We start from the raw sequence: 14,213 nt of genomic DNA, 5'->3' as shown, positions 1-14,213 counted from the left end.
GGAACTGACTACCGTCACTAACATGCTCCCCCCATAAAGTTGAGACCTCCGGCTAGCAAAGGCTAAAACCTTTTTTGAAATTCCACTATGCCCCGGCTGTCGTCTTGGAAATTGCTAGACCCCCGGATCACAGTGCTGTCGTTAACCCGGTATTCCAAGCCCCACTGGGGTAGGCGATCAGAGTTGATGATTTTTTGCACCGACACTCCTATTTGGGGGGTAATATCAATTCCAGCTTCCGCCGCTACTCCAATTTGATTTCCCTGGAGGCGATCGCCTTCGTTCATTAAGGGAGTGGAAAAAATGCGAAATTCACTTAGTCCTAAAGCTTCCCCAATGCGCCCCTGGACTGGGCCCAACACTGCGGACCCGGCCAAATTAGCTAGCCCCACTGTGGTTTGAGTACTATCCTGACCAAGGGTACTGAGCACACCGCCCCCTAACAACGTAATAATTTCCTGCGGCGATCGCCGGGGGGTACTGGTGAGCTGAATATTTTGGTTAATCTCACTGCCATAGCCATTAATGTGGGCTTGGATACGCACCGTTTGTAGGCTGTCTTGGTTAGCACTAAAGGGTTCTGGAATCTCGGAGGATTGGGAAGGACGATTAGCAATATTGCGGCTTGTTTCACTGACGGAACTGAGCAAATATAAATCGAGATAGGGGTCCAAACCCCGCTGGGGCAGAAAATAAACGCTGTTATTTTGGTTATTATCCAACCTTAATTGGCTGGCAAATAGATTCACCTGGCCCCCTTTGAGCTTAATTTCCCCCTCAGGACGTAAATTTTGTGGGGTACCATTCAGGGTCACTTGGCCAGCGGCGGCAAAATCGAGAAAAGGTAAATTTTGCACCCGGATATTTTCCGCCAACACCAAGTTTAAGTTGTTGAACGTTAAGCCCCGCTGGGAAGAAGCACCGGAACCCAAGGTAGGTAGGGTTTGCCCCACGGAGATATTGCCATTGCCCAGGGCTAATTGACCTCCTATTTGGGGGGCGATCGCCGTGCCGGTAATCTGCACCAATCCCCCCAAAGCCCCTTGGTACAAATTGGGAATATCCACCGCCAAATTATTTAAGCTTAGTTGTAAACCCTGGTCCACATCGGGTAAGGCATTTTGCAGGGGTAGACTGCCCACCATCGCTAATCTCCCGCCACTAATCTGCCCAGTTAAATTGGTGACCTGGAGCGTATTTAAGTCCGCCGTAATTTGGGCATTGACCTGGGTTAAGGGCTTATCTGGTAACATCTGAGCGGCGATCGCCCCATTGTGGATGGTAATTTCCCCCAGCCCCTGGAGTTGGTACAGGGTTTGTTTATAGGGATCAAGGCAACCCAACAAAGCTAAATCCACTTCTCCCTGACCGCCTAGCCAACTTAATTGTCCACGGCTGAGTAGGTTGATCAACTTCAAACTGTCATTTTTTAACTTTAACGCTACGGAAAAATGATCACTGTTGGGGGCTTGGCTAGCAAAAGGAAAGACGTAGGGCACACTACCCTGTAATTGCAGGGGTTCCGTGAGGGAATTAACCAGACTTTGTAACTGAAAATCTAAGCGACCAGCCTGGTAACTAAAATCCCCCTCAGTTTTTTCCAGCGCTAAAGGACCAAAGCGATTCTCTTTAATTTGCACTTTGCCCTGGAATTGAGGGTCCCGCCGGCTACCCCGGAGGCGAAAATCAGCAAATACATCCCCCTCTGGAGCAAAGTGGGCCGGGAGACGTAAAATTTTGGCTAAGGGACCAAGGGGTAGTTGATGGAGTTGAATTTCTCCCTGTTGGCCCTGGGGTCCCAGTGACCCTGTTACCCGCAAAAATCGATCGCCACTTCGTAGTTCCAGGGGAGCAAAGCTAAGATTATCCCCCTGCCAGCGCCCCGCCAATTGCAATTGCCCCAGCCCATGGTCGCCCCACTGCCAATCTTGGCCCCAAAGGTTAAAGTTGGCCGCCAGGGGAGAGTCTTCCCGTTTCTCCACGGTAATTTTGCCCTGCAGTTGTCCCCGCAGTTGGTCTAAATCTGGTACAGGTTCATGATTGGTCTCCGTTGGGGCCAAGCTAGCTTCACTCTGGGCCAGTTGATTAAATTGAGTGGCCAGATCATCCAAGGCATTGCCCACACTAACCAGCGGTGGCAAATTTTCTTGGTCTAAATCTTTGCCTATTTCACCGTATAAATCCTTAGCAGTACCGTAAATGGGGGGCTGAAAACCCCGGCCAAAATCTTCCCAGGTGAACAGTTGCAGAGCCGTTAAAACATCTTCAATCCGGCTTTGACGGAAACTAATTTCCCCGCCCCACTGGGGTTGATCGCCTTGGAAATTGGCTTGCCCCTGCACTAAAACTGTACTCTGGCCATGGCGCAAACGACCATTGTCCACCGTTAGTTGCCCCTGGCCGTAGCGAAAATTGCCGGTTAAATCCTGGGCGCTAAAATTACCCCAACGGGGTTGCTTGATATTAACCCTAGTGGCGATCGCCGTTTTTTGGGCCAGGTCAAGCTGAAAATGCCCCGACAATTGTCCTCCCCAAGGTTGGCTCTGGAGTTTGGCCAAGGAATCCGTTAAAGATTTGTCGCCATTGGGAACAAGGGTAAGGGCTAAGGGCAGACTATTTTGCAAAGCCTCTAGGGGTAAGGAATGGGCTGTTAAAGACCATTGGTCAGCCTGTTTTTGCCCTGCCAGTTGCCATGGTCCCCGCTTAAATAACACCGCCGTTGGTTGGTGCTTGGGGTCTAAACTGAGGCGAATTTGTTCCCCTTCTCCCTGGAGAGCCAACTGTAATCCCTGCGGATCTTTTTCCGCCTCACCCCTTAAACGGGAGGCAAATTTAAATTCCCCTAACTGCAAATGGTTCACTGCCAATTGCCCTTGCCATAAAGGTTGCCCACCGGAGCCAGTCACATCTCCCTTGAAATCTAAATTTCCCGCCAACGGAGCCCCTGGGGGAGTGGGAATAATTTTGGCTAGGGGTAACCCAGTAGCCTCCACCTGGAGGTCCATAGCCTTGATTGCCGCTTGGAAATCAAAACCGGTTTTAACCCCAGCAATGGCAATTTGTAGATTTCCCCGGGCGTTTAAACCCTTGCTACGGAGTTGGCTTAACTTAAGCTGGGAGCCTTGCCAGTCAAAGGCGATCGCCACGGGGTCGGATAATAATTGCCAACCCTGGGAGCTAATTAAATTTCCTGTTAAGTTCGTCAACTGAGCCGTTTCCCCAGTCCACCGCCCGGTTAGACTCAATTTTCCCGCCACCTGCCCCGGTTGACCAATGCGCAAAGCCTGCCAATCTATGCCCTCCGAGTTGAGTTGGGCAGTGAAGTTTTCCTCCCCTACACTGAATTTTTCAATGTTTACTGTCCCCTGGGGGGAATGCCATTGCCCAGCCCCGGCTAAATCCCATTGCGGCAGAGGTTGGTCTAGTTCTCCCTTGCCAGTCCAGTTCCCAGCCAAAGTTCCCGACCAGGATTGATCCATACCGGGCAGGGTTGCCAGGGAAATATTTTTCGCCACAAAAACCCCTTGCCATTGTTTACCCTGGAGTTGAAATTGGTCGATCGCCACGGTGCCCTGGGGTAGAGTTACTTGCCCTTGACCCTGTAGCTGCAATGGTGACTGGTCTTGCTGATTGCCCTCAGCCCACACCTGGGCTTGCAATTTGCCCTGCTTGAAACTGTCTGGGATTGATGCCGTGTCGAAAGTGCTAAGGGATAAATTCTGCAGTTGAAAATTGCCTTGCCATTGCCCTCCCTGGTAGGCAAAATCGTTGGTTTTAACCAATCCCCCTGCGAGGGCAACATCAGCTTGGGCCTGGGCCTGCCAAGTAGGAGGTTCAGATAATTTTCCTGTGATTTGGGCTTGCCCTGATAGGGGTAAAACGGGTGGTAATTGGGCACTTAAATCCCCCTCTAACCAGGGTTGCACATCAACTTTGTCAGCCTGAATATGCAGTTGGAACGGTTGCCAATCCAGTTTATTTCCTTGTCTGTGGGCTTGAATTTGCCCCGATCCGGTTAGGTTACCGCCGCTGTGGGGTGAAGCCTGAAAATGTTTCACCACCACCCGATCGCCTTCTAGGTTGACGTTGGCTTGGAAATCATCTAGGGCTAAGTTTTCAATCTGGAGGGAATTTTTACCTGCTTTTTGTAGGGCGACGTTAATTTGCGGATTTTCGAGAGGCCCTTGAATGGTGACCGTGGAACTTAATTGACCACTGATGGGCATGGTGGCCGGGGGAAACTGTAGCCCCTGGAAAATTTTGTTGACTTCCAACGGTGCGGTGGCGATCGCCAGGTTAAAGCCATCCTGCCAGTCAATGTGACCCTTGCTTTGGGCTTGAATTTCTCCCAATTGTCCTTTCACTTGTCCCAGTTGAATTTTGCGACCTTGGAAAGTTAGAGGGCCATTAATGGCAGTTAAGGGGCGGGCCAGTTGGGGCAGTTGCAAACTAGCTTGGTGTAAATCCACCTCCCCATCCAGGGAAGCCAGTTGTTGATCCTCAACGGCGATCGCCAAGTCACTGTCTAGGGTACCCCTTTGAAAATTCAGCGGTAGGGGCAAAATTTGCTTGAGGGCGGTGAGGGGTAAATGGCGACTTTTGACCTGGAGTTGCCAGCGTTCCTGGGCTGGGTCAATCGTTCCCTCCAAATTTAGGTAACTGTGGCGCTCCACCAGGGGTAACAGTTGACCTTGGAGACGAAAACGGAAAAGCTCTTGGTTCGACCCTTGCCAAAATTGGGCATCATTTAACCGTAATTGAATGGGTTGATTGAGAGCTTGGTGACCGTTGCGACTAACCACCGTGCCCCGACCCCGACGAACAATTAATTTTTCCAGTTGGAAGGGAAAATCTTCCGCTAATTGCCCCATCTCTGTATGCCACCACTGCCCTGATCGCCCCTGTTCAAAATAGGCTTGGGGTTCCATGGCGGTGATGGTCAGCCCGAGATGTTCATCTTGGAGATATTGCCAGGGGTTATAGCTAATCTTTAAACTTTGGAGTTGTACCCAGTTGGGGTCGGTGGCTGTAGCCGGAATGCTAGTGGCACCAAATTCTAGATGGGTGAGGGAAACACTGGTTAATGGCCCCAACTCCACCGGACGATTCAAGAAATGTTCCACCGCTTGCCCCACCAAGGGAGACACATTTCGTTGCACCCAATAATGACCGTAGGTCACCCCCCCGGCGATCGCCACTACCACGCCACTGCTAAAGCCCACCACCATTGCCCAGGGGAAAACCGCCCTGGAATGCTCTGCTAACCGGGGCACCCCCAAGGGGGACTCAGACTTTTGGCGATCGGTGACCATAATTTCAGGCGCTATTCATTCCCCACAACCACCCTGTTAGGCTAACACTAGCCAGCAAAATCCTGGGCAAACCAGATCCAATTCATCTTAGTCATACCATCACCACCAGGGAGACGGAGTAGAACCTTGCTCTTGTTCCTTTTACCCTAGTTTTTCTGCGCCGATATTGGCGCGGGAGAGTTGATCAATCCTGCTGATCAATCTGAATCAACAATGATTTCCCACCATAAATAGTCCAGCACTGTTCTAGACCGAAGGCTAAACTAGGGCTAAATTTGCAAAATTCCCTCGGGCATCACCGTTAACAATTCCCGCCGTTGCAAACCCTCTTGATGACAAATGGCGTTGGCTGATAATAGCCCACTGCTGATGGCCCGCTCCATCAAACCGCAGGGAAAGGGCATTTTCACCCAATCCCCAGCGAACAAAAGATTGGCCACCGGAGTTTCCGTCTCCGGGCGATCGCCGTAGCTGTTGGGGGGAAAACCGGAGAAATTTTTCTGGTTAACCAATTCCCGGTGTAGGAGTTTTGCCGTAGCTAACGAGGGGACAATTTCGTACAATTCCTGCTCAAAGGTGGCTAACAAATCCCCCTGGGTGGGGAACTCTTTTTCTTTGTAGCAATAGGCGTGTAACTCCACCACACTGCCCCCGGTGCGTTCCGCCCAGGCAATAAATTGATTTTGGATTCGGTGATAAAGGGTAATGCTATCGGTTAAACGGTAACCGGATAGGGAGGCGAAGTTACTGTGGGGCCATTCAAAATCTTGATCAAACCAAAACCGGGCCACTGCAAAGGGATCCGCCACCGCTAGGTTTTTCACCTGTTGGACAAATTGGGGATTAACATCTCCCCCCAGGCGATCGGCCAGGTTTTTCATGCCCACTACATCCGCCGCCAGCACATAATAATCTGCTTTGAGGGTTTGCGCCGGTGGTTTGTCCTTGGTGCGGGACACCAACTGTACTTCCGTGGCACTACTTCCCGGTTTAACCGCAAACTTGGCTAAATTTCGCTTAGCTGGCCCTTGGATAACTTGACCATCCGCATCATACACAGCGCCATGGCAAGGACAGATAAATTGACCATTCTCCTGTTTGGCAACGGTGCAACCTTGATGGCTACAGGTGAGGGATAGAGCTTCTTTTCCTTCTGGCTTAGCCCAATAAACCCGATCGCCAGCGCCATAGTAAACATTCCCCCCTGGGTTTGCCTGGGTAAGCAGATCATTGCGGGGCACAGTAAACGGCACATCGCTGACCGGATCATCCCCCTGCACATACTGGAGGGATTGGATTAAACCTTGGTCACAGTTAATCGCACTAACGGTGGCTTCGGTGATGATTTGTCCGCCGTGGGCTTTGATGGATTCCACCATAGGCATGACCAAACTAGTCACCATATCGTCCTTGGTGCCATTAAAAGCTAGGCCTTCGGGATTACCGAAAAAGTAAAAATGGAAAAACTGCATCAATTCCCCCGCACTCAACACATCGGGGGCGTTCAAGCTAGATTTGGCAAAGGGTAGGAAGTAAAGATCGTACAAACCTTTGGGGAAACCCTTCGCCACCCAATCACTGACGGTGATGCTATCTAGTTGGTCATAGCTTTTGGGAATTTGAAAACCTGTAATGGCTCGAAAAACTTGCCAATGGGCAGGCTTGGTTAAATTAATGCCCCAGCGCAATCGGTTCGGGGAAGAAATGGTCAGATCGACAATATTCCAGGGAAAGGCGGAATGGCTAGGGCGAAACACCTCCGGCTCATAGCCCTCTTTAAAGACTAAAGAATAGAAATCAAGGGAACGAAAATTGTCGGCGATCGCCAATTCATTAACAATGCTTTTGAGGTTGTAATACTGGGGGAAAAAGCCGTGGAAACCGTGCTCCATCTGGAAAGTTTCTTCCCCCACCTGGATGGGCCAGCCCGCCACCTTGCCCCCTAAATTTGGCGATTTTTCCAAAAGGGTAACCTTAAAGCCCCGCTTGCTCAGTTCATAGGCTGAAGCTAAACCAGCTAAACCAGCTCCCACCACCACCACCGACTTTAGTTGGGACAAATATTGCGGCAAATCTAGGCGATCAGTATCGTACCGGGCCGGCTGGGGCTTAGCTAAACGGGAATAACCAATGGCGCCCCCCAGGGTACCCACCCCTAAAAGCTTGAGCGCAGTACGACGGGAAACAACGGTGGAATTAGGATTGGGGGGTAATTCAGTCATGCAAAAGGCAGACGGTAAAAATAAGAGCTAGGGGGGCAGTAAATAGTTCAGCCCTGATTCTAATCGCTCTATCCCAAAACTTTCTACCCAAAACTCAATTTGAATTTAGTCTTCGTCCTGGGGATTTTGATGGTCTTCGGCGGAATCGGGATCCAACTCCCAACGACGTTCATCCCTAGCCCCAAAGTTTCTCACTGTGGCCACCGGCCTACCGTCCACACTGGCAATGCCCATGGATTGCAGTAATCCTTCCGTCACATTCTGATCGGGAGTAGGATTGTCGCCCCCCACGGCTTCTTCCCCTACCACTTCCGCTTGATACCAATTGTCATCGGGATCACCACCGCTGAGGTTGCCATTGTCCAGGTGGGGCATTCTCATTAATCTAACCACATGACCAAAACCCGTATCTCGGTCAGTTAAACCATCAAAAAAAATGCCATCCTCTTCTGATCCTGTTAGATCTGCCAGCAAAAGTTGCTCAGAATTATCTTGTTCAGAATCGAGATAATCATCACTACAATTGGCAAAATATTGATTGATATCCATTTTCATCTCTCCTCTATTGCTAGAAGTTTTTCTAAAATATTGATTTTTTAATCTATTGTTATCGTAAATAAAAATGGGGATCATCGCAGTTTTCACAACAAATTCTTAACATTTGTCCCCCGTAAGAGTTACAATTTTTGCAGAAATTCTTAACAGTTACCATGGTCAATTCCCTGTCCGACGAGCAGTACAAAATTAAGATGCAAAAGCGCAAAGCTTTACAGGATGAGCGCATTGCCTCTGCTAAGGCAGAGAAAGGTCTGGTAATTGTTCACACCGGCAACGGCAAAGGAAAAACCACCGCCGCCCTGGGCATGGTGTTGCGGTCCCTGGGTCATGGTTATCGGGTAGGAATTATTCAATTCATCAAAGGGGCCTGGGAACCGGCGGAAAAAGCGGCCTTTACCCCTTGGCAAGACCAATTAACTTTTTTGGCCCTGGGAGAAGGTTTTACCTGGGAAACTCAAGACCGGCAACGGGACCAGGCGATCGCCCATGCAGCGTGGCAAAAAGCCCTGGAGTATATCCGCAATCCCGATTACCAACTAGTCCTACTGGATGAGGTAAATGTGGCGTTAAAGCTGGGCTATCTGGACGTGGAAACAGTACTAGCCGGCCTGCAAGGGAAGCCGGAATCTAATCACGTTATTTTGACAGGCCGGGGAGCACCCCAACCATTGATTGACCGGGCCGATTTAGTCACAGAAATGACCCTGATCAAACATCCTTTCCGGGAGCAAAATGTTAAGGCCCAACCCGGCATTGAGTTTTAGTCCCTGTACAGGAAGAATAGCGCCCTAACCCCTAGGGTAACCACTGAAAAAACTATTGAGGCAAGGGTTTAGGAAAAACTAACTCAACTCTTCGGTGGAGCGACTAAGCATTGTTTCTTCCACATGCTTTTCCTGTTGCCGTTCCTCTGCTAACAATTCCCTGGCTTTCTCATCCAAGTCTTCCGCTACGGTTAGTTCGGTTTCCGCCGCCCGAGCCGCCATATTTTCATGAAGTTGCTGTTCGTTTTGACGCTCTTTGGCCAGAAGTTCACGGGCTTTATCTTGGGTGCTCATAGTTTTGCTGGGGGTGAGAAAACTGGAATAAGAAAATTGATTAGTAACTGCCTATACTTTATCGCCAAAACGGAAGCATCCGGGAAAGTAATCGCTCAGTTTTTTAACACTACCCGAGCCACTTCCACCCCAGGATAGTAACGATTGAGAATTTGCTGATAGTTATAACCCTGACGGGCTAGGTCGTAGGCTCCATACTGGCTCATGCCCCTCCCCTTATGTACCCGGGCCACAATTTCATCCGTAGAAGCATAGAGGGATTCCACCACACCACCGTTATGGCTCAACACCTGGCCGAGGGTGGAAGTAACAGCATTGTGGGAAGGGCCCTGCTCACTGCCGATGCCCTTATAAACTTGCCATCTTTGGGTATCCCCCAGGTCAAACCACTGGCTGGCGGGGCGTACCATATGGACCAGGGCATAGGAACGGGCGGCGATCGCCTGGGCTTTGAGGGCTTCGGTGGGGGCGGTGGAGTGCATTTCGCTACCGACTACACTGGTTAGATAATGTTCTAAGTTGACGTAGTTGACTGCCAAAACCTTGTCGCCCCTGGGCACTAACAACACCCGTCCCCGGTACCAACGATCGCCTACGGCCAGGTAACCATTGGCGTCGGCCGTAAACCAGACTACGCCGGGAACAGAACGACCGTTAATCAGGAGACTGTTACCTTGGGCAGTGACGTTAATTCCTTGGCCAGCATTGAGACTCATCAGCCCTTGGCCTTGGCGGTCCTGGAGATATCCTTGACTGGAAACGGCGATCGCCACACTGGGTACATCTCTTTGAATGCCGACCCGAATTTCCAACGGTGGGGGAGTGTAGTCCACTGGACTGGCCATGGGGGGCGGTGCTGGAGCTGTTTGGGGACTACCGGAGGCTGGGGATTGCGGGGCAGATGGAACCGAAGCGGTATTGGTATTTTGAACAGGGGCGCTGTTCCCAAGTGCCGGGAATGTAACAGCACGATTTGAAATATTACCCGCTGGCCCAGTGGGGGTTGCCGGGGCACTTTTCGCTAAATTTTCGGCAGTGATGGGACGGGGACTTTTTAAGCCCGAAGCCGGAGAACCAGGAGGGGAGGGAATTTGGCTCAGGGGCGGCAGGGTTTTAATCAATTCTTCCCCGGCCATGTCGGCCATTACTTCGGTACCGCTATTAGTTTTGCCATTGGCGATGGCATTGGGGTCTTCCCCATAACCACTCCAAGCCAACAACAGAGGAATAGTACCAATGGAAGCGAGGGGAATTAGCATTAATGCCCATTTACGGGACATCGGCCAACGGCCGGCGATCGCCTGAAAAGAAAAACTTTTAGAAGACTTAAGAGATTTGAATAACTTGAATAAAGGGAAGGGAAAGGACGTTAATTTTTTCATGCCACCAGAAAAATTTTTCAAACCACACCCCGCTCCAGCCCATTGGAAGCAAAACAACAAAACTTTGAATATTGTAGGCCGGTTTCCCCCAAAAGGCCGGCGGGGATCACCAAAGAGCAGTAATGCCGCCTTGCCTCCCCAATGGCCATGCCATATGATTTGCTAAAGAGATTTTCTCATTAAAACCACACCACATCTCTGCCGATAGCAGTTAACCGGGTATGACCAAGATTGAAACCAGAACCGAACCAATGGTGCTCAACATGGGGCCCCATCACCCGTCTATGCACGGGGTGTTACGTTTGATTGTGACCCTGGATGGGGAGGACGTGGTGGACTGTGAACCGGTGATTGGTTATCTGCATCGGGGCATGGAAAAGATCGCTGAAAGTCGTACCAATATTATGTACGTTCCCTACGTTAGTCGTTGGGACTACGCCGCCGGTATGTTCAACGAAGCTATTACCGTCAATGCTCCAGAAAAGCTAGCCGACATTGAAGTTCCTAAGCGGGCCCAGTATATCCGGGTGATCATGCTGGAACTGAACCGCATCGCCAACCATTTACTTTGGCTTGGTCCCTTTATGGCGGACGTGGGGGCCCAAACTCCCTTCTTTTATATTTTCCGGGAACGGGAAATGATTTATGATCTGTGGGAAGCTGCTTCTGGCATGCGGTTGATCAACAATAATTATTTCCGCGTTGGTGGGGTAGCTGTGGATTTGCCCTACGGTTGGAATGATAAATGCGAGGACTTTTGTGACTACTTTTTGCCCAAGGTTGACGAGTACGAAAAACTAATTACCAACAACCCCATTTTCCGTCGCCGGGTGGAGGGGGTGGGCACTGTGACCAGGGAAGAAGCCATTAACTGGGGATTATCGGGCCCCATGCTCCGAGGTTCCGGGGTGAAATGGGACCTGCGTAAGGTGGATCATTACGAGTGCTACGACGAGCTTGATTGGGAAGTGCAGTACGAAACCGCTGGGGACTGTTTTGCCCGTTACCTAGTCAGAATTCGGGAAATGCGGGAGTCGGTTAAGATCATTCGTCAGGCCCTCAAAGCCATGCCTGGTGGCCCCTACGAAAATCTGGAAGCTAAACGACTCCAAGAAGGCAAAAAATCCGAATGGAATGATTTCCAATACCAGTATATTGCCAAAAAAGTTGCTCCCACCTTTAAGATTCCTGCCGGCGAACATTACGTGCGCTTGGAAAGCGGTAAGGGAGAATTGGGTATTTTCATTCAAGGCAATGACGATGTGTTCCCCTGGCGTTGGAAAATCCGTTCTGCGGACTTCAACAACCTGCAAATTCTGCCCCACATCCTCAAGGGGGTGAAGGTGGCAGACATCATGGCGATCCTCGGTAGTATCGATATTATCATGGGATCGGTGGACCGCTAGGTGACGTTGCCCAGTTCTAATTAAATTTTTCTCCCTTTTCCCATGGCTAATGAGGTCGTTAAAGCTAAGCGTCGCTCTAAATTCAATTTTGGTGATTTTGTCTTCAGTCCCCTAGCCCTTTTCCTAGCGGTGTTGGCTGGCATGGGGGCTACGGCCTTTATTAGCTATAAATTGGGGGATGCGGCCCTGGAGGGGGTTGTGCAACCGCCCAGTAACCCCATGGAGCAGTTCATTATTCCGCCTGGGGATGAGCCAGGGGAAAAACCCACAGATGGGTCGGAATCCGGTGCCAAGTTTGAGCCCGTCAATATTCAACAGGTGGCGAAAGAAACTAGGGCATATATTAAGAAACAACAGAAACTACCCAAGGGGGAAACCAACTCTGCCAACGCAGACCAGGGACAAGAAAAGTCTGAAGTGGAGACGGAGACGGAAAAAAAGTCTTAGATTCTAATGCTGCAAGCCCCCTAGTCAGCGACGAAAATCAAGGGGTCTTGATGCGGGTAGAGAATATTACCCAAGATCGCCGTACACTGCAGTTGGCGGTGAGCTTACAAAATAATGGCTCGGAGGAAGTGGAGTTTTTGTATAGTTTTTTGGAAGTCAGGGACCAGGATAATAATTTATTGAGTTCCTTTACTGATTCTTTGCCTCCTTCCTTACCCGGCGATCGCCAAGCGTATAAAGGCACCATCGAGTTATTTGGCCCGCTGCCGGATTCGGTGCGCAGTGTGTCGATCCGTTTAGCCAGCTATCCCGACGAAAAGGTTAAATTACAGATTGATGCCATTCCCATTCCTTAGCGGGTTGGATTGCATAGCCCTTAACTAAACTTCAATTTATGCGATCGCCTTTGTTGGCCCCGTCCGAAAAGTGTCAAGCTTGGCCCCGGTTTACTCCCCCTTGGTATCTATCATCGGGCTTGGCCATGACTCTCTACACTGCCTTTGTGGCCAATCAACGTTGCTTAAACTCAGCCCGGACGAGGGAACCTGAATACATCAGCCAGGTAATGACCGGCTCCCAAGGAGTGCCCCTCCATGTTTGGCGATCGCCCATTCCTTCCCAAGCTAAGGGGACATTAATTGCCACCTATGGCATCACTGGCTCCCTGGAAGATCAAGGCTTTTTGCGACAATGGGGACGCTGGGCCTATGAACGGCACTATGACGTAATTTTGTTTGACTGGCGCGCCCACGGTAAAACGGCGGAACTCTCCCCTACCCTCACCTCCGACGGTTTATATGAAGGGGAAGATTTTGTTTATTTAGCCGCCCAAGCAAAGGCTTTGGGTTACCCCGGCCCCTTTTGGTTTGGGGGTTATTCCCTGGGGGGTCAGCTTTCTCTCTGGGGGGTTTATAAGGGTCAAACTTTGGCAGATTGGGGTAACAACGACGCAATGCTAACTTCCTTTTCTCCCACAGACATTGGGGGAGCCATGGCCATTTGCCCTAGCCTTGATTCCCAGCGCTCCCTCAATTATTTAACCAGCCATCCAGTGGGACGATATTTGGAAAAGGCGATCGCCAACAAGCTGAAGGAATTGGCTTGGCAATTGCATCGTCACCATCCGGGGGAATTTGATTCCCAAGCCATTGAACGGGCTAATACTATTTGGGGCTTTGACCACAATTTGGTGATCGATCGCCTCGGATTGGCCTCTGTGGAAGATTATTACGAAGTCAGCAGTGCCTTGCCCCTGTTGAGCAAAATTGTTAAACCAACCCTATTGCTCTACGCCGCCGATGATCCCATGTTCCATCCCGCCATAGTAGAAGAATTACCCGGCTTGCAAAACCAACTTACCGGTGTGGATTTACAGATAACCCCCAAGGGTGGCCATGTGGGCTACATTGCCAATGGTCCCTGTCAGCAGGCTAGCAACGACCCGGACGAAAATTGGGCGATTCACCGCACCCTAGATTGGTTAGATCAAAAATCTTTGGCCTAATGGATCATTCACAATTTTCAAATCCGTTCTAAGAGCGTGTTTGAAAAGTAGGGTGAAGAATGGAAAATGGTGAAAAGAATAAAATTTTCACCATAATTAATGATAATTCGAGAATTTTACAGCACGGACATCACAGATAGCCAGTGGCAATTGGTAGAACCCCATTTACCCAAAGCAAAAACTGGGGGAAGAAAACGGAAAACTAGTCTGCGGGAGATACTCAATGCTATTTTTTACATGCTCAGAACGGGGTGTGCCTGGCGACTTCTGCCCCATGATTTTCCTAAATGGCGAACGGTCTATGGTTATTTCCAGCAATGGCAC

The 14,213-nt window shown here is 50.2% G+C and carries 11 protein-coding genes; 6 read left to right on the top strand and 5 right to left on the bottom strand.

Annotated features, from left to right (window positions below):
• Positions 1 to 62 precede the first annotated feature (62 nt).
• From H6G46_RS08935 to H6G46_RS08925, 3 genes are all read right to left on the bottom strand, one after another.
• The gene (locus H6G46_RS08935; protein ID WP_010872560.1) at positions 63 to 5,312 is read right to left on the bottom strand and encodes a translocation/assembly module TamB domain-containing protein; all 5,250 of its coding nucleotides are present in this window, start codon (positions 5,310 to 5,312) and stop codon (positions 63 to 65) included.
• A gap of 269 nt (positions 5,313 to 5,581) precedes the next feature.
• A complete protein-coding gene (locus H6G46_RS08930) occupies positions 5,582 to 7,534 on the bottom strand; it encodes an FAD-dependent oxidoreductase (protein ID WP_010872561.1) in 1,953 nt (650 codons plus the stop codon).
• Positions 7,535 to 7,639: 105 nt separating this feature from the next.
• On the bottom strand, positions 7,640 to 8,083 hold the full coding sequence (locus H6G46_RS08925) for a DUF6335 family protein (protein WP_020861726.1): 444 nt from the start codon (positions 8,081 to 8,083) through the stop codon (positions 7,640 to 7,642).
• A gap of 161 nt (positions 8,084 to 8,244) precedes the next feature.
• On the opposite strand from H6G46_RS08925, the gene cobO reads away from it, so the two are divergent.
• Positions 8,245 to 8,856 carry a cob(I)yrinic acid a,c-diamide adenosyltransferase gene (gene cobO / locus H6G46_RS08920; RefSeq protein WP_010872563.1) on the top strand — a complete coding sequence of 204 codons (612 nt, stop codon included), beginning with the start codon at positions 8,245 to 8,247 and terminating at the stop codon, positions 8,854 to 8,856.
• A 78-nt stretch (positions 8,857 to 8,934) separates the two neighbouring features.
• Here cobO and H6G46_RS08915 read toward each other — a convergent pair whose 3' ends face one another.
• The gene (locus H6G46_RS08915) at positions 8,935 to 9,150 is read right to left on the bottom strand and encodes a hypothetical protein (protein WP_010872564.1); all 216 of its coding nucleotides are present in this window, start codon (positions 9,148 to 9,150) and stop codon (positions 8,935 to 8,937) included.
• A gap of 95 nt (positions 9,151 to 9,245) precedes the next feature.
• Complete coding sequence (locus H6G46_RS08910) at positions 9,246 to 10,532, bottom strand: SpoIID/LytB domain-containing protein (protein WP_010872565.1); 1,287 nt, start codon at positions 10,530 to 10,532, stop codon at positions 9,246 to 9,248.
• Positions 10,533 to 10,753: 221 nt separating this feature from the next.
• Between H6G46_RS08910 and H6G46_RS08905 the strand changes: the two genes are divergently transcribed.
• The 5 genes from H6G46_RS08905 to H6G46_RS08885 all read left to right on the top strand — a co-directional run.
• Entirely contained in the window at positions 10,754 to 11,938 is a 1,185-nt protein-coding gene (locus H6G46_RS08905) for an NAD(P)H-quinone oxidoreductase subunit H (protein ID WP_010872566.1), read from the top strand.
• A gap of 42 nt (positions 11,939 to 11,980) precedes the next feature.
• Entirely contained in the window at positions 11,981 to 12,385 is a 405-nt protein-coding gene (locus H6G46_RS08900) for a hypothetical protein (RefSeq protein ID WP_010872567.1), read from the top strand.
• A gap of 50 nt (positions 12,386 to 12,435) precedes the next feature.
• Positions 12,436 to 12,741, top strand: coding sequence for a hypothetical protein (locus H6G46_RS08895; protein ID WP_010872568.1), 306 nt, complete (start codon positions 12,436 to 12,438; stop codon positions 12,739 to 12,741).
• A gap of 38 nt (positions 12,742 to 12,779) precedes the next feature.
• Positions 12,780 to 13,889, top strand: a complete 1,110-nt coding sequence (locus H6G46_RS08890) for a YheT family hydrolase (RefSeq protein WP_010872569.1) — start codon at positions 12,780 to 12,782, stop codon at positions 13,887 to 13,889.
• Positions 13,890 to 13,988: 99 nt separating this feature from the next.
• Positions 13,989 to 14,213, top strand: a 225-nt coding sequence (locus H6G46_RS08885; protein WP_190759827.1) for a transposase, incomplete at its 3' end; no start/stop codon positions are given.

The sequence above is a fragment of the Synechocystis sp. FACHB-908 genome (assembly GCF_014698595.1).
In the GTDB taxonomy this organism is placed as follows: Bacteria; Cyanobacteriota; Cyanobacteriia; order Cyanobacteriales; family Microcystaceae; genus Synechocystis.
Note: the sequence above shows the minus strand (reverse complement) of the source record. Positions and strands in the feature narration are given on the sequence as shown.

Coding starts and splice junctions, on each gene's coding strand:
- H6G46_RS08935 (WP_010872560.1), bottom strand. CDS start 5,312: ATGGTCACCGATCGCCAAAAGTCTGAGTCCCCCTTGGGGGTGCCCCGG.
- H6G46_RS08930 (WP_010872561.1), bottom strand. CDS start 7,534: ATGACTGAATTACCCCCCAATCCTAATTCCACCGTTGTTTCCCGTCGT.
- H6G46_RS08925 (WP_020861726.1), bottom strand. CDS start 8,083: ATGGATATCAATCAATATTTTGCCAATTGTAGTGATGATTATCTCGAT.
- cobO (WP_010872563.1), top strand. CDS start 8,245: ATGGTCAATTCCCTGTCCGACGAGCAGTACAAAATTAAGATGCAAAAG.
- H6G46_RS08915 (WP_010872564.1), bottom strand. CDS start 9,150: ATGAGCACCCAAGATAAAGCCCGTGAACTTCTGGCCAAAGAGCGTCAA.
- H6G46_RS08910 (WP_010872565.1), bottom strand. CDS start 10,532: ATGAAAAAATTAACGTCCTTTCCCTTCCCTTTATTCAAGTTATTCAAA.
- H6G46_RS08905 (WP_010872566.1), top strand. CDS start 10,754: ATGACCAAGATTGAAACCAGAACCGAACCAATGGTGCTCAACATGGGG.
- H6G46_RS08900 (WP_010872567.1), top strand. CDS start 11,981: ATGGCTAATGAGGTCGTTAAAGCTAAGCGTCGCTCTAAATTCAATTTT.
- H6G46_RS08895 (WP_010872568.1), top strand. CDS start 12,436: ATGCGGGTAGAGAATATTACCCAAGATCGCCGTACACTGCAGTTGGCG.
- H6G46_RS08890 (WP_010872569.1), top strand. CDS start 12,780: ATGCGATCGCCTTTGTTGGCCCCGTCCGAAAAGTGTCAAGCTTGGCCC.